Annotated in this window: 21 protein-coding genes; 13 read left to right on the plus strand and 8 right to left on the minus strand. The window is 43.0% G+C overall.

What is annotated here, in order from left to right:
• Positions 1-85: 85 nt before the first annotated feature.
• The 4 genes from ALT761_RS16810 to ALT761_RS16825 form a co-directional block, all read right to left on the minus strand.
• The gene (locus tag ALT761_RS16810; RefSeq protein WP_129740068.1) at positions 86-505 is read right to left on the minus strand and encodes a hypothetical protein; all 420 of its coding nucleotides are present in this window, start codon (positions 503-505) and stop codon (positions 86-88) included.
• Entirely contained in the window at positions 505-1,701 is a 1,197-nt protein-coding gene (locus ALT761_RS16815) for a hypothetical protein (protein WP_129740069.1), read from the minus strand. The genes ALT761_RS16810 and ALT761_RS16815 overlap by 1 nt, the downstream gene beginning before the upstream one ends.
• 195 nt (positions 1,702-1,896) lie before the next feature.
• Positions 1,897-2,511 (minus strand): bifunctional 4-hydroxy-2-oxoglutarate aldolase/2-dehydro-3-deoxy-phosphogluconate aldolase, encoded by a 615-nt coding sequence (gene eda, locus ALT761_RS16820; RefSeq protein WP_129740070.1) that lies wholly within the window; start codon positions 2,509-2,511, stop codon positions 1,897-1,899.
• 29 nt (positions 2,512-2,540) lie between these two features.
• Entirely contained in the window at positions 2,541-3,470 is a 930-nt protein-coding gene (locus ALT761_RS16825; protein ID WP_129740071.1) for a sugar kinase, read from the minus strand.
• A 456-nt stretch (positions 3,471-3,926) separates the two neighbouring features.
• On the opposite strand from ALT761_RS16825, the gene ALT761_RS16830 reads away from it, so the two are divergent.
• Together ALT761_RS16830 and ALT761_RS16835 are read left to right on the plus strand one after the other, a co-directional pair.
• Positions 3,927-4,658, plus strand: coding sequence for a FadR/GntR family transcriptional regulator (locus ALT761_RS16830; RefSeq protein WP_129740072.1), 732 nt, complete (start codon positions 3,927-3,929; stop codon positions 4,656-4,658).
• Between the two features lie 438 nt (positions 4,659-5,096).
• The gene (locus ALT761_RS16835) at positions 5,097-6,422 is read left to right on the plus strand and encodes a mechanosensitive ion channel family protein (RefSeq protein ID WP_129740073.1); all 1,326 of its coding nucleotides are present in this window, start codon (positions 5,097-5,099) and stop codon (positions 6,420-6,422) included.
• Here the strand turns inward: ALT761_RS16835 and ALT761_RS16840 are convergent.
• Both ALT761_RS16840 and katG read right to left on the minus strand, forming a co-directional pair.
• Positions 6,419-6,904, minus strand: coding sequence for a hypothetical protein (locus ALT761_RS16840; protein ID WP_129740074.1), 486 nt, complete (start codon positions 6,902-6,904; stop codon positions 6,419-6,421). The genes ALT761_RS16835 and ALT761_RS16840 overlap by 4 nt on opposite strands.
• A 394-nt stretch (positions 6,905-7,298) precedes the next feature.
• On the minus strand, positions 7,299-9,599 hold the full coding sequence (gene katG, locus ALT761_RS16845) for a catalase/peroxidase HPI (protein WP_129740075.1): 2,301 nt from the start codon (positions 9,597-9,599) through the stop codon (positions 7,299-7,301).
• Positions 9,600-10,101: 502 nt separating this feature from the next.
• Between katG and ALT761_RS16850 the strand changes: the two genes are divergently transcribed.
• The 5 genes from ALT761_RS16850 to ALT761_RS16870 all read left to right on the plus strand — a co-directional run bounded on the left by ALT761_RS16850 (position 10,102) and on the right by ALT761_RS16870 (position 17,192).
• The gene (locus tag ALT761_RS16850) at positions 10,102-10,680 is read left to right on the plus strand and encodes a porin family protein (RefSeq protein WP_129740076.1); all 579 of its coding nucleotides are present in this window, start codon (positions 10,102-10,104) and stop codon (positions 10,678-10,680) included.
• Between the two features lie 175 nt (positions 10,681-10,855).
• Complete coding sequence (locus ALT761_RS16855) at positions 10,856-12,715, plus strand: monovalent cation:proton antiporter-2 (CPA2) family protein (protein WP_129740077.1); 1,860 nt, start codon at positions 10,856-10,858, stop codon at positions 12,713-12,715.
• Between the two features lie 156 nt (positions 12,716-12,871).
• Positions 12,872-14,032, plus strand: a complete 1,161-nt coding sequence (locus ALT761_RS16860; protein ID WP_129740078.1) for a GGDEF domain-containing protein — start codon at positions 12,872-12,874, stop codon at positions 14,030-14,032.
• Between the two features lie 242 nt (positions 14,033-14,274).
• Positions 14,275-16,476, plus strand: a complete 2,202-nt coding sequence (locus ALT761_RS16865; RefSeq protein ID WP_129740079.1) for a VTT domain-containing protein — start codon at positions 14,275-14,277, stop codon at positions 16,474-16,476.
• A complete protein-coding gene (locus ALT761_RS16870; RefSeq protein WP_129740080.1) occupies positions 16,464-17,192 on the plus strand; it encodes an endonuclease/exonuclease/phosphatase family protein in 729 nt (242 codons plus the stop codon). Before ALT761_RS16865 ends, ALT761_RS16870 begins: the two co-directional genes overlap by 13 nt.
• On the opposite strand, the gene ALT761_RS16875 is transcribed toward ALT761_RS16870, so the two are convergent.
• Positions 17,141-18,145, minus strand: a complete 1,005-nt coding sequence (locus ALT761_RS16875) for a LysR family transcriptional regulator (protein WP_129740081.1) — start codon at positions 18,143-18,145, stop codon at positions 17,141-17,143. The genes ALT761_RS16870 and ALT761_RS16875 overlap by 52 nt on opposite strands.
• Before the next feature lie 421 nt (positions 18,146-18,566).
• On the opposite strand from ALT761_RS16875, the gene ALT761_RS16880 reads away from it, so the two are divergent.
• From ALT761_RS16880 to ALT761_RS16905, 6 genes are all read left to right on the plus strand, one after another.
• Positions 18,567-21,167: a TonB-dependent receptor plug domain-containing protein gene (locus ALT761_RS16880; RefSeq protein ID WP_129740082.1), complete on the plus strand. Its 2,601-nt coding sequence runs from the start codon at positions 18,567-18,569 to the stop codon at positions 21,165-21,167.
• Between the two features lie 118 nt (positions 21,168-21,285).
• Positions 21,286-22,107, plus strand: a complete 822-nt coding sequence (locus ALT761_RS16885) for a sulfite exporter TauE/SafE family protein (protein ID WP_013782671.1) — start codon at positions 21,286-21,288, stop codon at positions 22,105-22,107.
• Positions 22,108-22,139: 32 nt separating this feature from the next.
• Positions 22,140-23,309 carry a pyridoxal phosphate-dependent aminotransferase gene (locus tag ALT761_RS16890; protein ID WP_129740083.1) on the plus strand — a complete coding sequence of 390 codons (1,170 nt, stop codon included), beginning with the start codon at positions 22,140-22,142 and terminating at the stop codon, positions 23,307-23,309.
• Positions 23,310-23,560: 251 nt separating this feature from the next.
• Complete coding sequence (locus ALT761_RS16895) at positions 23,561-23,929, plus strand: response regulator (protein ID WP_126872624.1); 369 nt, start codon at positions 23,561-23,563, stop codon at positions 23,927-23,929.
• On the plus strand, positions 23,926-24,510 hold the full coding sequence (locus ALT761_RS16900) for a chemotaxis protein CheX (protein WP_129740084.1): 585 nt from the start codon (positions 23,926-23,928) through the stop codon (positions 24,508-24,510). Before ALT761_RS16895 ends, ALT761_RS16900 begins: the two co-directional genes overlap by 4 nt.
• The gene (locus tag ALT761_RS16905) at positions 24,510-25,793 is read left to right on the plus strand and encodes a sensor histidine kinase (protein WP_129740085.1); all 1,284 of its coding nucleotides are present in this window, start codon (positions 24,510-24,512) and stop codon (positions 25,791-25,793) included. Before ALT761_RS16900 ends, ALT761_RS16905 begins: the two co-directional genes overlap by 1 nt.
• 3 nt (positions 25,794-25,796) lie before the next feature.
• Here ALT761_RS16905 and ALT761_RS16910 read toward each other — a convergent pair whose 3' ends face one another.
• The gene (locus ALT761_RS16910; protein WP_129740086.1) at positions 25,797-26,807 is read right to left on the minus strand and encodes an MBL fold metallo-hydrolase; all 1,011 of its coding nucleotides are present in this window, start codon (positions 26,805-26,807) and stop codon (positions 25,797-25,799) included.
• Positions 26,808-26,999: the final 192 nt, after the last annotated feature.

The raw sequence follows: 26,999 nt of genomic DNA on the forward strand, positions 1-26,999 counted from the left end.
CGGTGGTAACAATTACCAGCCAGACTTAAGTATTAGGGAGTATTCATACGGCCTTTAAAACCACTAGATACAACGCTAAATGATACTAGTCTGTTGTAAAAATAACGGTAAGACTGTCTGGAAGCTCAACATCTTCAGGTAAATAACCAATGCTGGCTTCGTTTTCACTTAAGTAACTTATCATCTCGTCAACACTGTCCACACTGGTGGGCGGTTTATTCCTACCGCTGAACTTCATCTGTGCCCAGTAAGACTGAATTCTAGATTCAGGTAGCCCTATAACATGAGTATTGAAGATAACCCGAATATGGGAGCCGCTCGCAATTTCTACAGGAGCAAGGTTAGATTCCGAGACACCACCCATGAAGATATTTCTGATTTCCCCCTTACTCAAAGAAACCGGTTGATCAGCTAAATGCGCGACCACTACCACTCGCTCGCGCCCCTGGGCAAATGCACAAAAAATAAAGGAGATAATGATTACAGCGAAGGCAAATTTCGACATTAAAATACCCACTCCATACCTAACTGATAAAGTGTGGCTCGCCGGTCAAAATCAGAATCAATGACATCTAATTCAAAAAACGATGTTTTTCCTTCTTTTCCTTTTAAAAATGACACTTCAGCTTTTAATGCTAAATTATTTCGAAAATCCCACCGGGCCCCTAACGTTAATGAGTCTAAGTCATCCGTTGGGAAGTACGTTTTTACTTCCTCTACAGCGAAATGAAGCGCATCAAGTTGCGGCGCAATACCAACAGGTATCGGGTTTTCAATATCATTCAATGATTGGCGAGATGAGCCCACCGTGGCGTGTAATAGCACTTCATCAAAGTAATAACCTAAAGAGACATAAAAACTGTCGATACCGCTTAGAATGTCTAAGTCTGATTTAACTGACATCCATTCAGCAGAAGCAAACCAATTCAGCGAATCGTAGCTGATACCGAATAAATAAGAGGTAGCTCCACCGTCAATATCTAAGATATCTGCAGTGTCTGAAAAGCCTGCGGCTCGTAAGCCTTGAATTAATGGGTCCAACTCGGTTAAATCAGTGTCGGTATCGTTCGCATGAATAGTGGCCGTTCGAAATTGAAAACCTCGGTAACTTAGCTCTACTACTCCGCCATACATGCCATCGACCGTAACATCAAAAGCCGTTCCGCTGGAGTGTATCTCGTCGCTGTAGTTCCCCCAGTAAGCTTCTAATGAATAGGCGACCTCATTAAATGAACCTAGATAACGCGCATTCACCCCTTTGTACTGAGAAAACAGATAGCTGCTGTAAAGTTGCTGCGGCGCATTTAACCATGGATAAGCGAAACCAACATCTATGACATCAGAATACTTCAAAAAAGGCGTGCGTATTTGCCCAAGATTAAACTGCCAAGATGCGTTAGGTTGGTAGGTTAAATATAACCATTCAATACCTGATTTTCTCGTCTCATCACTATGCCATAATAACTGCCCAGAAAGAGAAAAGTGATCATTGAGAATATAATCGGCTTGTAGCGCCGCCAATGATTTTTCAGAGAAGCTTACCGAATTTTCATAGCCCTCGTACTTAGCTTTATCGGTAGATAAGTAACCGCCGACTAAACGCGCAAACCCAGAAAATTGTAAATCATTTGAAGTTTTGGCGAAGGCTCCAAAGGAAGAGAAGCTCGCGATTATAAGCAGTATTGTGAACCGACTAACCAATGGGAAACCTTATAAGCAAATAAGTAGTAAATTAACTATCACAAGCATCTTGTAATTATTAACCTAAAATCCACTTTTCGCCAGTTTAGGCAGTAAGTTAAGAGAAATTTTTTGCTGGGAGATAAAATGCGCTACCAGAAGTGAAAGTGACCCCCTCACTCTGGTAGCAACTTGTAGAATAGATGGTTTCTTTTACTATTTAACGTCTAGACATGCATCAGTAATAGCTTGCCAGTTTTTCGTTTCAACCCACTCAGGCTTGGCTACCCAAGTTCCACCCACAGCGAAAATATTGCTCATGGATAAATAATCTTGGTAGTTACTTTCTGACACACCGCCGGTTGGACAAAAGCGTGTATCTTTAAATAATCCACCTACCGCTTTTAAAAACGCCGCGCCGCCAGAAAGAGAGGCAGGGAACAACTTCATTTCACGAAAGCCATGCTCTCTTGCTAAAACAATATCAGCAACGGTGGAAACACCAGGTAAAACAGGTAAGCCACAGGCTGTTAATGCTGTGAGTAAGCGCTCGGTGACGGCTGGCGTCACTATGAAATCAGCGCCCGCGTCTTTAGCAATTTTTAAAGAAGCTTCATCGATAATTGTTCCCGCGCTTACAATCATTTCAGGTAGAGCTGCTTTTATCGCTGTAATAGCTTCGGCAGACTTTTCTGAGCGAAGTACCACTTCTACCGTGCGCAAGTTCGCTTCATACATCGCTTTTGCGATATCTACACCATCGTCTGCGTTATTGACTTGGATAATAGGTAAAAGCTTCTGCTCTCCCATAATTGAAGATATAGAATTCATAGTTTTCTCTGTGTAATTTTGCGTAAGGATCAGGTTAAATTTTTACTAAAGAGGCTATAAGCGGTGGCATCCACAATGGCGCCTTTGTGCTGGATAACAAAGCCCGCACTTTTTGATGCTTTCTCAACCGCTTCTTTTTGTGACGAATCTTCTAGTCTTGCCCCAAGATAAACGCCGTTGAAAGCATCGCCTGCAGATGTTGTATCTACCACATTCTCAACTGGCGTAAGAGGGACTTGAGATATATCACCCTGTTGATTGATAACGGTAACAGCGTCACTACCATTTTTTATAATCACTTCGTCGAAGGTGTAATCACTCAAAAACTTCAGTGTTTCGTCGATAGTGTCTATGCCGTATAAGAAGTTAAAGTCTTCAATACCGGGAAGAATAATATCTGCTAGCTCATAAGCTTTTGCGTAAAGGCGCTTAGCATCGTCTTTACTTTTCCACAACGAAGGGCGGTGGTTGATATCAAAAACTAACTTAACGCCAGCCGATTTTAATCGGGTTAATAAAGAGAAATACGTCGAAAGGTCTTCTTCGTTTATTATCGCTAGACTAATACCACTAAACAACACCATATCGAAGGCAGTCATTGCTGCGATATCGTTGCTATCTAGCGTTTGCATCATGCTTTTAGCTGCAGAATCCGAACGCCAATAAACGAATGAGCGTTCACCAGTATCATCTGTGTATATACGGTATAGACCTAGGTGCTTATCTTCATGCCTGCCAATAAATCGTGGATTTATCCCTTCATTGACAGCATGCATGACCATTTCATCACTTAGCGCATCTTTGCCGACTGCACTGATGTAATAAACATCATGTTGGGGAAACGTACGTTTCATATAAACTGCTGAATTATATGTGTCACCTGCGAAACCTTGAGAGAGTAAGCCGTTTTCGGCTTCCCTAAGCTCTGACATACATTCGCCAATAAAACCAACTCTCATGCTACACAGACTCCAATTTAATTTGCACTGTCTACTTAACGTAGTAGCCGTTTAATCCGAAGGCCAGCTAAATGTTGATTCCAGATAGACTTCGCTTACCTAATCCCCTTTTTTATGGGATTATCGTCGCTATCTAGCCTAATCACAGTGAACCTATACTGACTTCACTTTTTTTGCTCGCCAACTATGGCCATATAAGCCATTTACGATGTTCATTTTGTGTAAAAGAAATGTCACACGAAAAACACAATCTAACCAATTGGACGACCAAATACAACCAATTTATTTTACCAGAGAGAAGACCGGTTATTACCAAGCATAAATATCTCGACATTTATTCGTACTTTTAACTGTGATTAGCACAACGATATTTGTCGCACTTTGCGAATAGACGCATTTTCAGGCTACAATCTGTGTAACAGCGACGTTACCAAAATATGTAAATAAGGTTAAAACATGAAATCTCGCCGGCTTTTCTGGAGTATTGTAGAAAAACTCGAAGACTTAATCGATCAAGGTATTTGCCCAGCTGGGAGTCGACTGCCAGCGGAACGAGAACTAGCACAGACCTACAATGTGAGCCGTCCTACTATTCGCGAGGCAATAATCGCACTAGAGGTTCGCGAACGAGTGGAAGTGAAAACCGGGTCAGGAGTCTATGTATTAGCACAAAAGAATGCCCAACACTCAGTAAAAACTATTAGTGCTTTCGAGCTTACTCAAGCCAGAGCATTGATTGAAGGAGAAGCCGCCGCGCTGGCCGCATCTACTATAAGCGATGACGAAGTTTCTGCGCTTAAGAAAGCCTTATCAGATATGGCCTCCCCAGACATTGCGGACGAAGCTGATCAGCGTTTTCACCATATTATCTCCCAAGCCACACATAACCATGCGGTGCAACTTTCGGTTGAAAACCTATGGGAACTTCGCCGATCAACGCCCGAAATAGTAGCGGCCTATAACGATGTCTGTTCTCAAGGTATTGAACAACGAATAAAAGAACATACGGAAATTTTCAACGCTATTGCCAACAAAGACACTGCAGCCGCTCGTAAAGCAATGCACAGCCACTTTAATCGTCTAATAAATGCGTTATTTGATGCTAGTGAGGCCAGAGAGTTAGAAGAGATTAAACGGAAAACGGATAAGACAAGAGGCTTATATTCTATTTCTCATCTAAGTAAGTAAATCACCTGCCTTGATGAAAACTGTTTTTTCGTAAAGCACAAACAAAACAGGCTTCTTTCGAAGCCTGTTACTTAGTAGGGTACTCAGAGTATTTTTGTTTTTCTTGTATGAGTTTGTATTTGAGTAAATCTGTTTTTACTAATACGGGTGTTTAAAAAGTAGCGCGTCAGCATTAGTCGCGTTAGCTTCAGCTTAAAATATATAAACATCACGCCACTTTGTCAACCATAACCGATAAAAGACATTACCAATAGCCATTACCAATAAACATTAAAAGGCTATAACGTTACCTTCTTCAACTTAACTGCTTTTATTTAAATACACATTTTGTGTACAAAATTGCTTTACGGCATGCAAAATTCAGTTTAAAAAGCGCGCTATTGTTTAGTCTATAATTTCGAGTATTCTGCTCGTCATGGTTTTGCGAATTATAATCAAATGATCTTAAATACGTTTTTCGACTTCATACAAGAAAAATGGGCTCTGATACAAGCATCGGTGTATACCACGACGTTTCTCATTCAAGTTTTGCTCATCGCGGTTATATACGCACTGGCTTTTATTCTGGCAAGACAAGTTAGAAAGCCTTTCAAGTTCACACGTGAATTGCCACAAAGCGGGGCACATACAATACACAACATGCTATTCAAACTTGGCGGCACACTGTTTCCCGTCATTACCATTAGCATACTTAAATTGACGACTGTTTTAGGTGAACAATTTCAATTCGATGCATGGGTACTAGAAATAGCGGTTGTTGTGGCAGTTATGCTATTTGTTGCTTCGTTGATTAGAGGGTTTATAGATAACCCTGTTTTCGCCGGTTTCATGCGGTGGATAGGCTTGCCTATTTTATTCTTACATTTAGTCGGCGTATTACCTGTTGTTACTAGTGCACTGGAATCGATGTCTTTATCGATTGGCAATGTGGATATTTCAGCCTATGGAATAACACGCGTATTTCTTTTTGGCGGCTTACTGTTTTGGTTAGGTCGAGCATCTAACACTCTTGGAAAAGACATTATTCGCAGCCACACTACGCTAGATGTGTCTACAAAAGAAGTGTTCGCAAAACTCTTTGAAGTTGCCTTATTTTGCATTGTATTCCTGCTACTACTAAACGTGATGGGAATAAATCTCACCGCCTTAGCGGTATTCGGTGGTGCACTGGGCGTAGGGTTAGGCCTTGGGTTGCAATCTATCGCTTCAAACTTTATATCCGGCATTATTATATTGCTTGATAGGTCATTAACCGTAGGTGATTTCGTAGAACTTGAAGACGGCCAAAAAGGTATCGTACGGGAATTTAAAATGCGCTATGCGGTTCTCGAAACCTTCGACGGCAAAGACATACTCGTGCCTAACGAAAAGTTTATTAGCTCGCTATTAATAAACTGGACTCACAAAGATCCTAAACAGCGCTACCGCATCGATTTTTCAGTCGCTTATAAAACTGATATTCGAGCAATGGTAGAAATTATAAAAGATGCAGTAGCTCAACACCCTCAGGTTATCAGTGGTGAAGACATCCCCTTTGAAGAACTGCCAGATTGCGAAATTGACAGTTTTGGCGACTCAGGCGTTAATATGTTTGTTGAGTTTTGGATGGATGGTGTTGATGATGGAAAAAACCGTGTTGGCGGAGACCTTTTATTAACCGTGTTCGAAACCCTGAGAGAACATCAGATTGAAATCCCCTTCCCTCAACGTGAAGTGCGTGTGGTTAATGAAAACGGTATTGGTATTCGAAATACCACCCCTTAGTAACGAGAAAGTAATACATCCCACTGCCATTGGGCATCGCGTAGATTTAGCAGGTCGATAAACTTCTGATAATCGGCCTGCCCCATGGCATGGGCTACCGTTTTTAGCTGAGCTTTGGCTCTTATGGCTTTCACCTGTAGCAACTCTAAGCGTTTGTCGGCACTTTCACCAAAGTTAGTGTCTAGAATGTCATTGGCTTTTTTGCTTGCATCCCAAAAGGTTAGCACATAGCCAATGAGTTTCAGGTGTACACCTATCATCTGTTTACTTTCCAGAACGTGAGCCAAAGTAGACGTAGTCAGCCTTTTCTTAAAGCCACTCTCCGTTTCTGGTTTTGCACTATCTGATAAGTGCTCAAGTGCTTCTTTGTATTCTTCAATTAGCCTAATATGCTGCTCGCCCCCATACTGCTCACTTGAAAGTGAATTCAAATCCTCGGCCAGTATTTCTAGGTTCACAAGCTGTCGCTGTATCGTTGCCATGATTAGTTATTAAATACTTAGGTATGCTAGATGGTTTTATGGGTTATTGTCTGATGCATCAGTGGCGTTCAATCACTGCGTTAACATTACTACTTTGCAGGTATTTTTTGCCGCTACTACTCTGTACTCAGCTTTCACACTTTAACTGCTATTTATTCATCGCCACTTCTATGCACTTAAAACGAGAAAATTTAAAACGTGATAATCTGCAACATGACTAAAGCGCGTATTAGTTTTTATCTAAGCTGTTCAGTGTATAGAAAGTTTGCGGGAGGTGCAGCGTTAATCTTGGGTATCTTTTTAACGCCTCTCAGTGTTTCTTTTATTTTTACAGTAAAAAACGCGGGCACTTCAACAATGCCCGCGTTTCTATTAAGTAAGATAGTCTTTAACTTTACTGTTTTAAAGGACTGCTTAAGTCATGACGTAAATCGAAGCGATCAAGGGTCATCACTTTTGTCCACGCATCTACAAAATCCTTTACAAATTTAGTTTTCGCGTTGTCATACGCGTAAACTTCAGATACTGCGCGCAATTCACTATTTGAACCCAACACTAAATCGACGGGTGTAGCTGAGTAGAGCACTTCCCCGGTTTTACGGTTTATACCCTCATAAATAGCAGCGTCGTCTGTTTTTCTCCACTTCACATTCATATCAAGCAATGTGGTAAAGAAATCATTGTTGAGCGTGCCTACTTTATTAGTGAAAACACCATGAGTGCTATTACCGTTGTTCGCACCTAACGAACGCATACCACCAATTAGTACCGTCATTTCTGGAACGGTTAAGTTAAGTTGGTCTGCTTTATCTACCAGCATTTCTGCAGGTGAACGATAGCTAGTATCTGCATTGTAGTAGTTGCGGAATGCATCAGCCGTTGGCTCTAACAGTGAGAATGAGTTCACATCAGTTTGCGCTTGGGTTGCATCACCTCGCCCTGGTACGAACGGCACCGAAACCTCAACGCCTGCATCGGCAGCCGCTTTTTCAATCGCCGCCCCACCTGCTAATACAATAAGATCAGCCAATGAAATTTTAGGGCTTGATGACTTTTTGCCATTAAAGTCTTTTTGGATCTCTTTTAATTTAGCGATCACAGCTTTAACGGTTTCAGGTTCATTTACCGACCAGTCCATCTGTGGTGCAAGTGCAATACGAGCGCCATTTGCGCCACCTCGGTAGTCAGAAGCTCTAAAGCTTGCCGCCGAGCCCCACGCTGTTTTAACTAGCTGCTGTACGCTAAGTCCCGAATCTAAAATAGTTGCTTTTAACTTTTTAGCATCGCCATCACTAACAAGCTTGTGATCAGTGATAGTTACTGGGTCTTGCCATACAAAATTTTCTTCAGGAATATCGTTACCAAGATAGCGTGCTTTAGGGCCCATATCGCGATGGGTTAACTTGAACCAAGCTTTAGCAAATGCCGTTTGATATTCTTTGGGATCGGCTAGAAAGCGTTCTGCAATCTTACGATATTCAGGGTCGTATTTAAGTGCGAGATCGGCCGTTGTCATAACCGGCGCGTGTCGCTTCCCTTCCACATGAGCGTCTGGCACTGCAGTTTGCGCCGACTCATCAGTAGGTATCCATTGAATAGCGCCCGCTGGGCTACGAGTTTGTTTCCACTCAAAACCTAATAGGTTTTGCAGGTATAAACTGGTCCATCGCGTTGGCAGTTGTGTCCAAGCACCTTCTAAACCACTAGTAACGGTATCTTCAGAATGTCCTTTGCCGCAGTTATTTTTCCAACCAAGGCCTTGTTCTTCTAAACCGGCACCACCGGGTTCTGCTTCTAAACAGTCCGCAGGCTTGTGAGCGCCATGCATTTTTCCAAATGTATGACCACCAGCGATAAGCGCCACTGTTTCTTCATCATTCATGGCCATGCGATTAAATGCGGTACGAATGTTCTTCGCTGAACCCAAAGGGTCTGGTACACCTTTGGGGCCTTCTGGATTGACGTAAATTAAACCCATGTGAGTCGCGCCTAATGGGCGTTGCAACTCACCGCCTTTGTCTTCACGATCGCTTGCTAGCATTTCTACTTCAGGTCCCCAATAAACCATATCAGGTTCCCAGTCGTCGGTACGGCCACCCGCATAGCCATAGGTATCAAAACCCATGTTTTCCATACCTACCGTGCCAGCAAGTATCATAAGGTCACCCCAAGATAATGCTTTCCCGTACTTTTGTTTTATTGGCCAAAGAAGTCTGCGCGCTTTATCTAGGCTTGCATTATCAGGCCAACTATTAAGCGGGTCGAAACGCATTTGCCCACCATCGCCCCCGCCTCGTCCATCTAACGTACGATATGTCCCCGCGCTGTGCCATGAAAGTCGGATAAAGAATGGACCATAGTTTCCATAATCTGCAGGCCACCAATCTTGAGAGGTCGTCAGCAATTCATTTACATCCGCTTTAACTTGATCTAAATCGAGTGAAGAGAATGCTTTTGCGTAGTCAAAGTCATCGCCTAGCGGGTTTGAGCGGCTGTCGTGATCACGAAGTTGAGATAGGTTTAATTGTTCTGGCCACCAAAAATTATTCGTTCTTGCTTGAAAAGGCTGAACCATGCCAGACCCTTTTGCGCCGGCTGGCTTGCTAATTTCATTGTTAGCAAATGAATGCGACGTACCTAATGCCAATGAAATTAAGCCTGCTAATGTAGCCTTGCGTACCCTGGTAGTTTTCATGTTGTTGTCCCATTTATGTGTATACACCTGCAAATGTATGCGTTTTGCAGTTCGCCCACCCGCCACAATTTACAGTTAACAATTAATTCACATAGTCAAGGTAGTTATCGGTGCGCTTAAAAGACAGTTAAAAAATTGAATTGATCCGATAGGAAATACTGATTAAAAAATTTTGCGCTTCAAATTAGCTATTCAAAAACGCGTTGGTGCACGTTAGCGCATAAAAGAGACATACATATGGTAAGCGCTATGTACTCTTTTCATACTGTAAGAAAGTTATGCCGTACAACTTTTAATCGGCGGCTAAAACTTGCTCAACCTGAACGTAAAATAGAGCAAGACTGTGAAACTCTTTCCCACTATTTCCCTTATTTACGACAATTTTACGCTGGCACGCCGATTGAATAGTCAGTGTTATGAAACGTGAAGCATTTCATCTTCACGTGGATCTTCCTTTTTTGGAAGCTAATGGAACGTTGGAAATTAAAACGAGGATGTCATTATGAAAAACACACTTACAGCACTTGCAGGTATTGCAGCACTTACATCATTCGGTAGTTTTGCTCAGTCAAACGACTACTCCGTCGACGAAAGTGGCTTTTATGTCGGTGGTAACTACGGTTACCTTCGCGTAGAAGGTGAAGACGATTTTGATGACGACAAAGATGTATGGCAAGGACTTGTTGGTTATAAGTTCAACGAGTGGGTTGCGGTAGAAGGTAGTTTCATCGACTTCGGTGACTACGGAAACGACATCGCTGGCGGGGATACCGACGGGTACACGGCAGCAATTAAAGGTATTCTTCCAATAACAGACCGTTTTTCACTGTACGCTAAAGCGGGACAGTTGTGGTCAGAAACAGAATATAACCTAGGCGGCGTTTCTAGTGACTATGACGACGAAAGTCTTTTCGTTGGCGCAGGTTTAAGTTATGCCATCACCAAAAACTTTTTGGTAAACGCCGAATACACAGTATATGACGCCGAGCTAGATGCGGAAGAAGCCGCTGATGATATCGACGATACTAACTTTGAGACAGACCTGAAGCAGGCAAGTATCGGTGTTGAATACCGATTCTAAATACTAAAATTAATTGAGTTACTCCTAAATGCGGCGCTGCAAAGCGCCGCATTTTTATTTACATCTCTTGCTAAAAACAGTTATCTCAAAAACAGGTAAGTGAATGTCAAGCTAACGACATGTTTTTGAGATAGCATAAATCATTCCTATAAACGAAAAGACGGCAGTAGAACTCATGCTAACACTTGCTCTTATCTACCTTGGTGCTGCGCTAATTGCTGTACCTATTGCTAAACGATTGGGGCTGGGCTCAGTGCTAGGCTATCTCATTGCCGGGATTCTTATAGGTCCATTTGTTTTATCGCTAGTCGGTGACCAAACCGAAGTGATGCACTTCGCTGAATTTGGGGTAGTGATGATGCTGTTTCTTATTGGGCTGGAGTTGCAACCTTCCCGATTATGGACATTAAGGCATTCAATCGTGGGGCTAGGTGGCCTCCAAGTGTTGCTCTCGACCGGGGCTATTTTTGCCATTACCTATTACGGTTTGGGGCTTGCTTGGCAAAGCGCATTAGCAATTGGCCTAATGTTAGCACTCTCTTCAACCGCTATTGTTATTCAATCTCTGGAAGAAAAAGGCTGGTTAAAATTAGACGCTGGCCAAAATAGTTTCTCGGTTCTTTTATTTCAAGATATCGCCGTTATCCCTATATTGGCGCTTATGCCCCTACTCTCATTTCTTCCCGCCAGTACCGTTGAGGGGTCTAGCCACTCTCTGGTATCGGATTGGTCGGCCATGGGTAAAGTGGGTATTTCTATTGCCGTGATTGTTACCATTATTCTGGCGGGAAAATACATTTCCACCCCCATTTTCAGGTACATATCCCAAACCCATATGCGAGAGATATTCACGGTTTTCGCGCTGTTCTTGGTGATTGCAATAGCACTACTGATGCAGACCGTGGGCCTTTCTCCTGCATTAGGCACTTTCTTGGCGGGCGTGGTGCTTGCAGAGAGCGAATTCAGACATGAACTTGAGGCTGATATTGAGCCCTTCAAAGGACTGCTGTTAGGGCTATTCTTCGTTACCGTTGGCGCATCCATTGATTTCGGATTATTAGCTGAGAACAGTTTATTCATATTACTGCTGGTTGTTGGTCTTGTTGCTATTAAAGGTTTAGTGCTTTATGGCTTAGCCCATCTTTTTTCGATTAATTCTCGTCAACGACTACTGTTCACTCTCGCCCTAGCACAAGGTGGAGAATTTGCCTTCGTGTTACTTTCGCTATCTCGCGAGTTGAGTATTTTAAGTTCTCAGGAAGCCAATATCGTTACCCTAGTCGTGGCGCTTTCCATGGTTATTACCCCATTACTGTTAATGGTTTACGACCGCGCGCAGAAATTTCAAAAGTCATCCGCACCTGAATTTGATAAGCCTGAGGAAATAGAGGCTTCTCGACATGTGATTATTGCGGGCTACGGCAGATTCGGACAAGTGATTGGACGACTGTTAAAAGCCCAAGGTTATGAAGTAAGCGTACTTGATCACAGCCCTAGTCAAATCGACTTGTTAAGGCGATTTGGCAATAAAGTTTTTTACGGGGACGCCGCTAGAAAAGAATTATTAGAAGCGGCAGGGGCAAATTCTGCCGACCTGCTTGTTATTGCCATTGATAATCCACACAAAACAATCGAAATTATCGACATTGCCCGTAAGCATTATCCAAACTTGAAGCTAGCAGTACGTGCCCGAGACAGGCGTCATGCTTATGAACTTATCCGTATGAAGGTCGGCACTTTTAACAGAGAGACCTTCGACTCTGCATTGGTACTCGCGGTTGAATCATTAAAACTATTGGGGAACGATGACATCGATGCCGAACGCGCAGGAAGGCTATTTAGAGAACATGATGTTGAATCCATGAACCTACTTGCTGAATTGTGGGGCGATGACCAATCTTATGGCGTCGCAATTAAACAGCGGATGGATGACCTCACCCAAGTATTAGCACAAGATACTGAAGCAAAGGATATGTTCAACACCTGTGACAGTACCCGAGATCCTAATAACGCTAACGAGGCGAAAGAAGGATGAAACTGAATAAGGGCAAAACTGCAACGATAGAATAGCCATAATAAAGTATAAAATTTAATAACTTTATCTAGTTTACGATACCAGGCTTAGGATGAGTGCCCTATTGCACTTTTTATACTTTGGTATAATTCGTCTTGAATCAATCTTTAGAGCAGTGTGTTGTACATTTTTCTAGCTACCTGCATTCTTGTTGCTATCGCGGTATGTGCTGCTCTTTGCGGCTACTTCACGATAAAAGCGGTCTATCAGAGAAAGACAATATTTCGCTACTGGTCAATTGCCAGTGGCTTGCTTTGCGGTAGCTTAATTTCTCGGCTTAGCGACACGCTATTTGCACTCCCCTCTTCATTTTTCATCTTAGGTCTCATCGCTTTTCTGATAGGCTTCTATCAGATCTTTTTGGGGTTGGAATCACTTCAGAAGCACAAAGACTACAAACTTAACCGCCATGCACTTCCAGTTTTGGGAATGGGTGTAAGTGGAATTTGCGCGTTGTGGACAATGCCCGCACTGGCCGAATCTGTGGCTATGTTTTTTTGTGCTGCACTTGTGCTGTTAAGTGAGGGCGTGCTGTACAACGACAATAGAGTAAAAGAGGAAAGGCATGCCTTACTTCGCCGCTTACTGCTTATCTCCTCATTTTCACTTTTCCTACACGGCACGGTATCAGTGGTAAACTCTATTACCGGCGGTATGGATGACTTATCACTACTGTACCAACTCACGTCAATGTTGATGGTGATAAGTGCTGCATTAATCGTTTTGTCATTGATGCGGTGCAGCATGAAACCAGCTTCTCAATCACTTTATACTCGGTCGATTAGAGGCTCTGGTGCAGTAGTACTAAATCGTGACGACTTTATTCAACAAGCCATTAAAAAACTTCAACACACTGACAAAGATGAAAACGTACTTTTGCTAGTTGAAATAGATGGTTATCAAGACGTTATCGATAACTATGGCGCAAGCGCCGGTGAGAGCGCCAGTTATCAAGTGGGCCAGTCACTCATTCATTTCACCCGCTCAAATGATATAGCAGGGCAAATAAGTGAAAGTAAGTTTGCGATTATGCTAGGCGGTGTCACCATTGATTCAGTTCACGTAGTCGCAGATAGATTAGTGAAACAAGTGTTCTCTAAAAATGTCCAAACATTAGACAGCGCCCCCATGTTTACTGCCAGTATCGGTATTGCACCTTCCTCTGACATCGTATTCGCGTGGCAACAAGGAGCGCCGCTTGATGAAGCCAGCATTGTACGGCAAGATGGAACCAGTTTGGTTTACATGCTGCCATCGCTTATAGTGGCCACGCTGTAAGTTAAATGCGTTAACACCTCAATTTGAGTTCATCTATTTATTACGCCTCAATTACTCTATTTCTGTGAAAAAGTTACATTCTCCAATTCTAACTATTTGAAAAATATTCACTCGCAAAGTGTTAAAACCAAGAAATATTAGTAAGTTAGCATTTTAGCCTAGCACTGCTGTGATCCGGAACGTTTCCTGCAACTTCTCTCGTATATTTACTTTATTACACGGAAGCGATGTCGGGAGACAACATGGTTGATAACAATAATATATTCAAACCAGGTGAAAACTGTTGGGTTAGCAGCAAAGCTAATTTTGTAGCGCCACTTATAGACTGTGGTAACTATTACAAAGCGCTACACAGCGCTATTGTAAAAGCCAAGCACAGTATTTTTATCATAGGATGGGACATTGATAGTCGCATACGCCTTTTAAGAGGCGATGATGAAGCAAACAGTGAAGCCCCGAGTGTTGTCAGCGATTTACTTGCATGGAAAGCAGAAAGTAACCCCGATTTAAATATCTACCTTTTGCGTTGGGACTCCTCTCTCGCGTTTTTCTCTAAACGAGAAATGTGGGCAAAAGAGGTGTGGGAAGAAAAAACCCCAGATAACGTACAAACCGAGCTTGATGACACCATTCCGATGGGTGGCAGTCAGCATCAAAAAATCATCGTGATTGACGATGAACTGGTTTTCTCTGGCGGCATGGACATTTCAACGAACCGTTGGGACACTCGAGACCATCCAGTAGTATCAGAAGAACGAGATGGCCCCGACGGTGAGTATGCACCACTGCACGATGTGCAAATGGTGTCTTCAGGCCCCGTAGTAGCCGATTTTTCTAAACTGGTTCGGTGGAGATGGTTGCGGGTGGCCGAAAGTGAACCGGTAGAGATTCGCGAGCAAGCCGATACGTCTTTAAATGGCCCAATTCCCGACACGTGGCCAGAAGGGTTTCCGCCTATCTTTGAAGAAGTCGATTGCGCGTTAGCCAGAACAATTCCGTTTATGGACGAAGTCGAGCCAGCGCAAGAAGTGCGCACCATGTTGCTTGATTTAATTGGTCAAGCCGAATCGCTTATCTACATTGAAAATCAATTTACTACTCGTCAGGAAATTGCCGAAGCGCTAAATAAACGCATGAAGGCACGCCCTGACTTACACGTCATTATTGTGAGTTCTTACGAACCTAAAGGTAAGTTCGAATGTGAAGCCTTTTGGGCAAGTCGCATTGAATTTAAATCTATTCTTGAAAAAGACATCGACCCTAAAAGAATAAAGCTAACTTACTCATCGTGCGAAGACTTACAAGGCAGAAAAGCCTACAAACGCATTCATTCTAAGGTAATGACCGTAGACGATAAATACTTAGTGATAGGCTCGTCTAACCTAAGTAACCGTTCTATGACGCTAGACACCGAAATTGACGTTGTGCTTAGCGGCAACAGCGACTTAAACCGAGCAGCTATTTTGAATGTTCGCAACGATTTGCTTGCTGAGCATACCGGTAGGGATATCTCAGATATGCCTGCACTGTTCGCTGAAGAATATCCTGTTGAAGCATTAATCCATGGGCAAATTGCACACGGGTATGTACTAACAGAAGTCCGTGATGAAGTATTTACCACGCACTCAGTAAACAATGTATTTCGTTCTTTATCAGACCCAGAGGAGCCCTTAATTTCTATGCCTTCTTTTGATGGCGGGGCGTTACCCGCACGTAATCCAAGACGTAGAACTATTATGATCATGTTAGGGCTAGCCGTTATTGCTGTGCTCGGTGGTCTGATGTTCTGGGCGAGCCAATCCATCTCGTGGTTAAGTGGTGAGAGTATTAATGCGTTCCTTGAAAAAAGCAGAGGCACTTACTTTGCACTGCCTACGGTATTATTAGTTTACGTGGTAGGAGGCATACTCTTCTTCCCGGTTACCGTACTGTCTTTAGCGGTTGCCGCTATCTTCGGACCTATTTGGGGGCCAATATACGGCATCATGGGTGCACTGCTAAGCTCTGCTATTTTATTTGCTATCGGAAAACTTTCTGGTGACGCAGGCCTTAGGAAAGTAGGTGGTCCTAAAGTAGAAGCGTTGGATGAAAAGCTTAAGCAAAGCGGAATAGTGGGTGTTGCTGCCATTAGAATGTTGCCAATTGCCCCCTTTAGCTTAGTAAATTTAGTTGCCGGTATATCGTCTATAGGGTTGTTACAGTTTTTAATCGGTACCTTCTTTGGCATGTTCCCTCCAATGATTGCGAAAGGATTGGTGGGTGACTCTATAACTCAAATCTTCCGCAACCCGTCGGTTGAAACCATTAGCTATTTAGTAGGCGGTATCGTGTTGTGGGGATTGATGATTTGGGGTTCTCAAAAGTTCGCCCGCTATTATCAAGAGTCTCGTCAAAAACGTGCATCAGACAATAAAGCGTCGGAAAGTAAAGAATGTGCCGCATAATTAGTTATAACATTCATAGTGGATTGGGCAGAGACAAGTTACAAAATTATCATCGAATTGGGCAATTCCTAGCTGAATCGGGTGCCGATATTGTACTGTTACAGGAGATGGACACTCGTCCATCCGAGCGTGCAATTGAACGTGATATTGAAGACATTTGCGCTAAAAATGTCTACAACTTGGTGTCTGCCCCTGCTCTACACGAACCAAGCGGATGGTATGGTAACGCTATACTGTCGCGCTTCAAGGTTATCGAACGAGAAACCTTCGACGTAAGCCAGCAGGGGCGTCAGCCCAGAAATGTACAAGTGGTAGTGTTACAAACTGACAAAGGACCCCTTACTGTCGTTAACACCCATAAAGGACTTAAGCGATTAGAGCGCCGCTCGCAATTCGCATTGTTGCATGATTATCTTGAGCAAAGGATGCAAGCCCATCCCATGCCATTGGTATTGGCGGGAGACTTCAATGAGTGGCAATTCTTTTCACGGGCATTCACCTCGTTGAACAAGCTTTTGAATCAACATAAGGTAGGCGCTACCTTCCCGAGTCAATTTCCAATTTTCTCTTTAGATCGTGTGTGGGTAAGTGACGACATTACGGTTTCAGAATGTAAAAAGCTGACATCAAAAAAGGCGAGCGTCTTTTCTGACCACTTGCCAGTTCAACTCGACATTAAACTTCCAGAAGCTAATACGCCTTTCATTTCTGACTGATCAGCAAATGCTAAGGAGCCTCGCCAGTGTTGCAGCGCCTGCTCACTGGCGACAACTTGTTTTATCACTTTAAGCATTTTTAAGACAGCTTCGTTTAACGGACTCGTTTTGTTAGTCGCAGCTAGCACCAAACGCTGCATTTCCGGCTCAACTATTTTTAACGTAGAGACCAAGCCTGATTCTTCAAGATGGAAGATGGCCGAAGTCGGTAATATCATGACTCCCTCGCCTTGCATAACTTGTCGCAACCCTGTCATCAACTGCCCCGAATAGGCTAAGTTATGCTGCAAATTGACACCTGTCGCTTTTTCATAATGTTCGATAAGCTTGCCTAATGCATCTTTGTTTCCAGGCGATAATAGAGGGAATTGGCTCAACGCCCAAAACGGGATACTTTCTCTGCCCGCAAGGTGGCTGTATTCACTGGATGTTGCTTGATTAGCCATCACCAAGTGCAAGTTTTCACGAATAAGCGGTGAAACCGTCATAAACCTTGGGTCTACGTCTTGCTCGTAGGTTAACGCAATATCAACTTGCCGCCCTTCCAGCCATCCTTTTACTGAATACGAAGGGCCAGTACTTATTTCCAATTTCAGTTTTGGATGGTTTTGTTTTACTTCTGCAATAAGCGGCATAGAAAGTACATTACCAATAGACGGAAGCATACCCACTTTTACGGTACCTGCCGTTTTCCCCACTAACTCTCGCAGTTCAGATTTAGCGTTATTGATATCATCCATAAGCCTAGTGGCGTGGGTGAGAAACAAGTCGCCTGCTGGCGTTAACGTTACTCCAGAGAAGGTTCGGCTTAATAACTGCGCACCCATCTCTCTTTCAAGGCTTGCTAACTGCTGACTAATGGCAGGCTGGGCGATATCAAGCTCACGTGCTGCACCTGCTATACTACCTTTGTGTACTGTGGTTAAAAAATACTGAAGTTGCTTAGAGTTCAAAGTCTAATTTCCCGAATATGACAGTTTTTAACACGTTGCCATAAAGCACAGGTCGCTTTATTAAGATTAAAATCAGCAAGTTACATGCCATCGACTAGTAAAGCTGCCCTCACACTTGTAAAAATTACGTTAATCTCAAAGTTGCATTTATTTTTTTCATACTAAGCTAGAACAATTAAAGACATTAGAATCAGATAGTTAAATACAGCCTCAATACTTTTCTTATACCCCTCAATATTCTTTTTTCTTTCGCGATTTTAAAAGAATTTTTAGCCTGAGTGTCAATACAGGTAACCACACAAAACATTTATAAGATGCAGTATGCATCAAGGTGGTGCTTGTTATGCCAAACGTGGGCGGCATTAGTCCCTGCTCCAAGTGAAGAATAACAACTCATAACGGCTCGTTTTAGGGAACACACATGAGAAAAAACAAAATACATAATGCAATTGCACTAGCGTTCACTGGAATCTCTCTATCTTTGGCAGCACCACTCGCGTTAGCGCAAGAAGCTGAAGAAACCGCAGTAGATACTCAAAATGTTGAAAAAATTGCTGTTGTCGGTGCACGTGGTGCACCTCGCTCAGTAACTAGCTCTCCTGTACCTGTTGATGTATTAAGTGCTGAAGATATTGAAGCAGTAGCCTTCACCGACATGAACAACGTACTGATGACACTCGTGCCATCTTACTCCGTTGGTCGCCAACCTATTTCAGATGGTGGTACCTTCATTCGTCCTGCAACGCTACGTGGTATGCCTACAGACAAAACCCTAGTGTTGGTTAATTCTAAGCGTCGTCACAGAGCTGCACTAGTTTCTATCGGTGGGTCTGGTACACAAGGGCCTGATATCGCGACTATCCCTACCGCTGCGATTGGCAGTGTAGAAGTACTGCGTGATGGTGCTGCAGCACAATATGGCTCCGATGCTATTGCAGGGGTTATTAACTTCCAGCTAAAAGAAAATACCGAAGGCGGTTCATTCACCGCTGATTATGGAAGCTATTTCGAAGGTGATGGTGATCAAATCACGATTACTGGTAACAAAGGTTTTGCATTAGGCGATGACGGTTTCTTAAGCATTTCAGCAGAATACTCAGATAGCGAAGCCACCTTCCGTGGCGAGCAATACTGTGAATCTTGGTTCTGTGTGGATGAACAATCAGAACAATACATTGCAGATGCCGCCGCAATGGCTAGCTCAGTGCATGATTCAGATGTAGTTCAGCCTTGGGGACAGCCAGATACTAGTGGTACTCGCATCTTTTTCAATGCTGGCTATGCATTAACGGCTGAAATGGAGCTTTACGCTTTCGGTAACTACTCTGAAAGTGAAGGTAGCGGTAACTTCTATTATCGTTACCCGGGTAACGGCACTATTGAAGATATTCGGCTAGAAGATGGTTCTATATGGAGCCCTACTGAATTTTTCCCAGGTGGCTTTACGCCGCGCTTTTCTGGCGATGTAACCGACTACTCTTTTGTTGGTGGTATCAAAGGAATGTCTGGCGACTTAGGCTATGACATAAGTGGTCGTTACGGATATAACGATATTTCATATACGCTTGCCAATACGATTAACCCATCTATGGGTAATGAGTCACCTACCTCATTTAAACCCGGTGACCTAACTAACGAAGAAACGCAAATTCAGGCCGATTTCACTTACGACTTTAACGAGTATATTTTGGCCTTCGGGGCAAGCTATCTTGACGAGTCTTATGAAATTTCAGAAGGCGGAGTAGATTCTTACTTTGCAGGCCCTTACGCAACCTCTGATCCTTGGGGCTTCTGTGACGGAGATACAGCTAGTGCAGCTGGTTTAGCCGTCATTGGTACCGGTTCAACGCTAAATTGTGCTGACAGTGATGATGCGGTTTATACCGTGGTGGGTGTAGGCTCAAATGGTTTCCCTGGTTATTCACCTGACTACTCAGGCACGTATAGCCGTGACTCTTATGCGGTATATACTGATATTTCTGGTGACATTACCGACGAATTGTTCGCACAAGCCGCTATACGTTATGAAGACTATTCAGACTTTGGTTCTGAGGTGGTTTATAAGGTTGCGGGTATTTACCAAATTAATGACGAAATTGCAGTAAGAAGTTCATACGGTACGGGCTTTAGAGCACCGACGCCAGGTCAACAAGGTACAACAAACGTATCTACTCGTTTACCTGATGGTTTTCCAGTAGCAACGGGCTTGTTCCCTGCTGGTGGCGATGTAGCCCAAGCATTAGGAGCTGAAGAATTACTTCCTGAAAAATCAACTAACTTTACACTTGGTTTAACCGCTAGTTTTGGTGATTTAACGCTTACTGCCGATTACTACAACATTAAACTAGAAGACAGACTGTACTCAGTATCTACACGAGATGTATCTACTACGGTAGTCACTGACCCAGACGCTGATGGTTATGATGCCTACCAGAACTACTTGGCGCTATCAGGTGCGGGCGTTTCTGGTGCAGAATCAATTGGTGGTGTGTTCTTCTTCCAAAATGCGTTCGATACAGTCACTGAAGGTGTTGATCTCGTTGCCACTTATAAAATGGAAACGACCTACGGTTCAACTATGATTACAGGGTCTATTAACTATAACGATACCTCGTTCGACTCTGATCCTAGCGAATTCTTGGACCCCGAGGACATATACGATTTTGAACATGGTACGCCAGAAATGCGCGGTGTGTTCTCTGTGACACATAGTTATGATGTGTGGTCTGCGGTAGCACGATTGAGTTACTACGGTGAATACGAAAATGTAGGCAGCGATGATGGTACCGTAATCGATGCCGAAACAATTCAAACCTACGGCTCTGAATTTATGTTTGATATTGAAGGGTCATACCTTATCAATGAAAACCTAACGTTATCAGTAGGTGTACGTAACCTATTTGATAGCTATCCAGACCCTTCAACAAATGGTGACGCCTGCTGTGGTCAAGTCTATGACTCAGGATCAGTCGTCGACTGGCAGGGTGGTTACTACTACACCCGCTTAGCGGCAAGGTTCTAAAAACAACTAATACTAAACACCGGCAAATGCCGGTGTTTATGTTTTCACCCCTCGTTTTATAAGTAAAATTTAAAGGTCTATTCATGTTATTAGAAGTATTTGCTGGAGATGTAGTTTCATGGAAATAGAGCTTCTCTGGTTCGTTGTTACTCTTTGTATTACAGGTGCTATTGCTGGCATTACTGCTGGTCTTTTTGGTAATGGCGGTGGGTTTGTTGTTGTTCCCGCTCTATTAGCCGTATTTCCATTTTTTACACCCCCATCCCAAGAGCTAGTGAAAGTTGCAATAGGCACTTCTTTAGCTTCTATTGTGGTATCGAGTACCCGCTCAGTTATGGCTCACCATAAAAAAGGCGCTGTAGATTTTGATATTCTAAAATCATGGAGCATCTGGATAGTATTGGGCGTAATAGGCGGTATTTATATTGCCAGTAGCACAAGTAGCGATGGTCTAACGGTCGTTTTTGCGGCAGGTGTTTTACTTTATTCTATTTACTTCTTGTTCCCAGAATTTGTCATTCGCCCTGGTGTGGCATTGTCTATGCCTGAAGGTGTTGCTAAATCAGTACTCGCTTTTGTACTAGGGGGCTTTTCGGCCCTTCTGGGGATTGGCGGAGGCACGCCCATGGTAATTACTATGGTTATCTGTCAACGCACAATCCAGCAAGCAGTAGCCACTGCTGCTGGCGTTGGTTTCCTAATAGGTCTTCCAGGCGCTATCGGCTTTCTGTTTATGAAACATCCTGAAACCGCCATTTTGCCCGTAGGAACTATAGGCTATATCAACATTCCCGCATTAGTTGCCATTAGCATTGGTGCCATTATCACTGCCCCAATGGGAGCAAAAATGGCGCATAACTTCAGCGAGAAAAAATTAAAACGAATGTTTGGTATTTACTTAGTAATTGTTTCTAGCGCTATGTTTTACAAGGCCCTATAAACACTTACGATGTTTGAGATAAGGAATTAACAATGTCACATAATGTTTCAAGACGCCTATTTTTGGGTGGTAGTGCTGCCGCTACTGCCATTGGTGCCTCAGGCTTGATTGCGTCTGCGGGGCTTCAAGCTGCAACACCCGCTATGTCCAAAGTACTCTATGGCCCTAAGCCAGGTATCGCCAAACTAAATGCTAATGAAAACCCATTTGGGCCAAGTAAAGCAGCATTGAAAGCGATTGCTACTGCTTCTGCAGAGGGCGGCGCATACTATGCCTACCCCGCTGCAATGACGTTGCTAGACATGATTGCGGAACGCCACGGAATTACACCTAAAAATATTTCGTTAAGTGCAGGCTCTAGCCCAATCCTTTCTTATGCAGCCCTTGCGGCAAGCAAAAAAGGAAAAATATTAGGCCCCGATCTTTTCTGGGATACCACCTCAAAAGCACCAGAGAAACAAGGTGCTCCTGAGATTGTTCGGGTACCTAACACGAAAGATTTGGCAATCGATTTGGATGCCATGTATGCAGCCATTGATGACAGCGTTGGTATGGTGCATATCACCAACCCTAACAACCCAACCGGACGCCTTCTAGACCCTGCCAAGCTTCGAGAGTTTTGTATCAAGGCTTCTAAAAAGACGTTAGTACTTGTTGATGAAGCGTATAATGAACTCACCGACGATCCGCCCGCAAACTCAATGATTCCGTTAGTAAAAGCCGGACACAATATTATTGTTGCACGAACCTTTTCTAAAATTTACGGGTTAGCGGGCATGCGTGTTGGTTACATGATTGCCTCTGAAGAAAATACTGAGTGGATAAATCGCTACGGCATGGGTGGCTACACGTTAAACCAAGCAGGTTTAGCCGCAGCAATTGCGTCTTACAATGATGAAGCTTTTCTAACGTTTGTTAAAGATAAAGTTATAGAAGCAAAAGGCTTAGTGATGGATGGCCTCAAGGCCAATGGCCTAACCGCACTTCCTTCTAGTACTAACTTTATTTTTGTGGACCTTGGTAAAGGAGATGCTGAATTATTTAGAGCCGCGATGGCGGAGAAAGATATTCACATCCGCGGTATTTATCGTACCTATACTAATTGGTCGAGAGTAAGTATGGGTAAAATCGCAGATGTGCAGCGGTATGTTGATGCCATTCCACAAGCACTTGAAACGATGACTAAAAAACAAAACACTTAACTGAGTTAAAACATCGTAATATTATGCGTGCAGCCACGTTAGGCTGTACGCCTCTCTTATTCCCCTCCTTATCAACTAGTATTTACACGTAAAGTATAATGCTCATAAATGCCCTCTTTGTCATATACTCTTAAAGTATCTTGCGCAAATACACCAACCTAGGTTTTAGAATCTCAGTATGTCTACTAAGCTTCTTTCAGGCGCTAAGAAATTGCACACACTGTATTAACAGACGTTAAAGGAGGCTGTTGATGGCACTATCTGTTTTAGTTACTGACGACTCTAAATTGTCACGCCGTAGCGTAAAAAAGTCGTTACCGCCGGAGTTAGACTACGATATTTCAGAAGCAACTAATGGCCAAGAAGCCATAGACTTGTTAGCGGAAAACACCTTCGACCTTGTGTTGCTTGATTTAACCATGCCAGACGTAGATGGCGTGGATGTGTTGGAATACTTATCTAAGCGTGAACAATGCTTTCCTAACGTTATTGTAATCAGTGCAGATTTTCAGCCTGAAAAACAGCGCATCGTACTGTCCTTAGGGGCGAAACGATTTATTAGAAAACCGTTAGATAAAGAAGAACTGGCAATGACTATGTTTGAGTTGGGGTATTTATGAGCGCTGTAATACCATTAGAAGAGGAACAACGCGATGCGCTGCAAGAATTGCTTAATATTTCAATGGGCCAAGCAGCAAATTCACTCGCGCAACTCATTGAAACCAAAATTGATATTTCAATCCCTAAAATAACTTCAGTGACCCCCACGCAGCTATACACCTTGCTGTTTGGTTCTGACAATACCTTTCATACCCGCCAGTCTTTTTTAGGTGATATTCAAGGTGAAGTGATGTCGGTACTTTCTCGTTCTGGACTGAGCGAGATGGCAAAACTGATGGAGTACAGTGAACCGCTCAGTAAAGAAGATGTAGAAGAAATTATACTTGAGCTGTCTAATATTCTCGCAGGCGCATGTTTGGCAGGCTTATCAAGCCAATTAGAACTGACCACCAATTTAAATATGCCAACGTTGTTTACCCCTAACAAAGAAAACTTCGATGAGCTCAAGTGGCAACATAGCTTGGTCATGGAAGTACAATTCACCGTAGCCGTTTCATCCTTTTCTATGCGCGTTGTTTTCTGCTTAGATGACGATTCACTGACAAGAATGAAAGATACTTTAGATGAACTTCTAGAATAATGTTTGAGCAACTGGTTGAAAAACTTCCGGTTGGAATTGGCATCGTTGATGAAAACTTTCTGGTTGTTTATTTAAACGATTTTTTTAGAGATCGTCTTCCTCACGAGAATCGTGCCTCGTACAAGGACACCCCGGTTACCGAAATTTTTAGCGACCAAGGCAAGTTTCTAAAGCGGAGACTAAAATCGGTTTTTGTTCTCCAGCATCCAAGTTTCAGCTACTGGGAGCAGCGCCCTCATATATTTCCGTTTAAAAGCAGTAGGCCGATTACTGGCGAAGAAACACAGATGTATCAAAACATGGAGATATTGCCGGTAAAGGACAAAAGTACTGGGAAAAAATATGCGTGCATTTTTTTACAAGATGTTACCGCGCAAGCCAGCTATTTTCGTACCCAACAAAAGCTATCTGCCGCACTAAAAGAAGAGCACGAGGCTCAACGCAAACTAATTCGTAAACTTGATACCGCCCAATCTCAACTAATACAAGCGGAAAAGATGGCATCAACGGGTCAGTTAGCGGCGGGCATTGCGCATGAAATAAATAACCCTATTGGCTTTATCAACGCAAACTTAGACACTTTGTCACAATATGCCAATAACTTAATATCTATCTGTGATGGAGTAGAAAATCACGTTGCCGATTTCAACGATGAACTAAAAGAACAAATCAAAAGCCTTTTCGAAGCACAACACTATGATTTGATAAAAGATGATATTGAAGAGTTGCTTGAAGAATCAAAAGCGGGCTTAAATCGAGTTAAAGATATTGTGGATAACCTAAAGCAATTTTCCCTCGATAGCACACAAGGCAGTCAGATTGTAGATTTAAACGACGTTGCCTCACAAACCATCAAGCTGGTATCTACCCAATATGCTTCTCATCATTATAAGGTGGAATCACCTGACGAAAAAATAGAAATAACGGCAAACCCGGGGATGATAAAACAAGCCCTGATGAACATTTTACTCAATGCCGCCCAAGCTATTCCAGACAAAGGCTACGTTAAGTTATCTTTGTTAAAAAATAACGAGAACGTCACCATTAAGGTGCTCGACAGCGGTGAAGGTATTGAACAAAAAAATATGAAAAGAGTCTTCGAACCTTTTTTTACTACCCGCCCTGAAGGTCAAGGCCAAGGGTTAGGGTTGTCCACCGCCTATACCATTGTAGAAAAACACAAAGGAAAAATTTCAATCAATAGCAAAGTGGGCAAAGGTACAGTGGTTACAATAGCGCTACCTATCACCTCAGAAGCCGACTCAACTACAGCCCCTCAGTAACGTCTATTGTTGCGCCCCATACAGATAAAGCCCTTCATCAGATAAATGGCGCGTTATTTTTCCATGAGACAAGAGGTAGTTTAAGTGGGACACACACTCGGCAACGGCAAATACGATATTTCTACCACTTAGTTCCCGTTTAAATAAAACAGGTAATAACTCGACAACGGTCTGAGGTTTATTACAAGCCTCTACAAGTGCATTTAAATGGCGATGGTGATGTTCAATAAGCTCATTCACTCGATCTTTTACCCCAATAAAAGGTTGTCTGTGTGCGGGTAAGACCAAGGTTTTTTCCGGTAAGTCAGTGAAAGGCAGTAGCGTAGACAAATAATCTTGTAGCGTATTACCCTCAGGCTCCGTTGAATATACCCCTATATTGGGCGTGATCTGCGGTAAAATATGATCGCCCGCCAGCAGTATTCCAAGCTCTTTAGAATATAAACATACGTGCTCTGGTGAATGCCCCCTTCCTATCATCACTTCCCATGAATTACCTTTTAACGTAAGCACATCACTTTGCTTTAATCGTCGATAACTGATTGGAATTGGCGATACAACATTGCTGTAACCTTTATTTCCTGACATGAGCGACATCACGTCATCGGATTGTAAACCTGCACGGTGATAGTATTGCTCATCCCGCCATGCAGAGGTGTCGCTTTTCCCCCCAGTGAACGCGCGCGCAGTAAAATACTCAACCTGCGACATGTAGAGTGGCACTTTGAATTGGTCGGCTATCCAACCGGCTAAACCAACATGATCAGGATGCAAATGAGTAACTAAAACCGCTGAAATGGGTTTATCCAATGCGGCAAAAATTTCACTCCACAATGCCTTAGTTGTATTTGTACCAAGCCCAGTATCAATAACTACCCAGCCATCATCATCTTCAACGAGATAAAGATTAATGTGGTCAAGTTCGAAAGGCAGTGGCATACGAAGCCAAAGTACGCCTTTCGCTATCTCTGTCCATTGACCTGGAGACGGTTGCTCAATTGCTGGGTAATGCATACATCTTCACCTTTTCGCTGGTATACTTACTTCTATAACGATAGGTAGGCAAAAACAAACGTATCTGTTTGATAATCAACTATAGCGTTAAGTAATAGCACTGCTATACCGAGAGTTATTAAGAGGTAGCGAGCATTAATGAACCATTTACCTCTCTCATCTCGAGTAAAGAAAATCGATTGCCCTGTACTA

The organism is Alteromonas sp. 76-1 (assembly GCF_900654235.1).
GTDB classification, from domain to species: domain Bacteria; phylum Pseudomonadota; class Gammaproteobacteria; order Enterobacterales; family Alteromonadaceae; genus Alteromonas; species Alteromonas naphthalenivorans.

Coding starts and splice junctions, on each gene's coding strand:
- ALT761_RS16880 (WP_129740082.1), top strand. CDS start 18,567: ATGAGAAAAAACAAAATACATAATGCAATTGCACTAGCGTTCACTGGA.
- ALT761_RS16870 (WP_129740080.1), top strand. CDS start 16,464: ATGTGCCGCATAATTAGTTATAACATTCATAGTGGATTGGGCAGAGAC.
- ALT761_RS16885 (WP_013782671.1), top strand. CDS start 21,286: ATGGAAATAGAGCTTCTCTGGTTCGTTGTTACTCTTTGTATTACAGGT.
- eda (WP_129740070.1), bottom strand. CDS start 2,511: ATGAATTCTATATCTTCAATTATGGGAGAGCAGAAGCTTTTACCTATT.
- ALT761_RS16810 (WP_129740068.1), bottom strand. CDS start 505: ATGTCGAAATTTGCCTTCGCTGTAATCATTATCTCCTTTATTTTTTGT.
- katG (WP_129740075.1), bottom strand. CDS start 9,599: ATGAAAACTACCAGGGTACGCAAGGCTACATTAGCAGGCTTAATTTCA.
- ALT761_RS16835 (WP_129740073.1), top strand. CDS start 5,097: ATGATCTTAAATACGTTTTTCGACTTCATACAAGAAAAATGGGCTCTG.
- ALT761_RS16905 (WP_129740085.1), top strand. CDS start 24,510: ATGTTTGAGCAACTGGTTGAAAAACTTCCGGTTGGAATTGGCATCGTT.
- ALT761_RS16840 (WP_129740074.1), bottom strand. CDS start 6,904: ATGGCAACGATACAGCGACAGCTTGTGAACCTAGAAATACTGGCCGAG.
- ALT761_RS16865 (WP_129740079.1), top strand. CDS start 14,275: ATGGTTGATAACAATAATATATTCAAACCAGGTGAAAACTGTTGGGTT.
- ALT761_RS16910 (WP_129740086.1), bottom strand. CDS start 26,807: ATGCATTACCCAGCAATTGAGCAACCGTCTCCAGGTCAATGGACAGAG.
- ALT761_RS16825 (WP_129740071.1), bottom strand. CDS start 3,470: ATGAGAGTTGGTTTTATTGGCGAATGTATGTCAGAGCTTAGGGAAGCC.
- ALT761_RS16830 (WP_129740072.1), top strand. CDS start 3,927: ATGAAATCTCGCCGGCTTTTCTGGAGTATTGTAGAAAAACTCGAAGAC.
- ALT761_RS16850 (WP_129740076.1), top strand. CDS start 10,102: ATGAAAAACACACTTACAGCACTTGCAGGTATTGCAGCACTTACATCA.
- ALT761_RS16890 (WP_129740083.1), top strand. CDS start 22,140: ATGTCACATAATGTTTCAAGACGCCTATTTTTGGGTGGTAGTGCTGCC.
- ALT761_RS16895 (WP_126872624.1), top strand. CDS start 23,561: ATGGCACTATCTGTTTTAGTTACTGACGACTCTAAATTGTCACGCCGT.
- ALT761_RS16855 (WP_129740077.1), top strand. CDS start 10,856: ATGCTAACACTTGCTCTTATCTACCTTGGTGCTGCGCTAATTGCTGTA.
- ALT761_RS16900 (WP_129740084.1), top strand. CDS start 23,926: ATGAGCGCTGTAATACCATTAGAAGAGGAACAACGCGATGCGCTGCAA.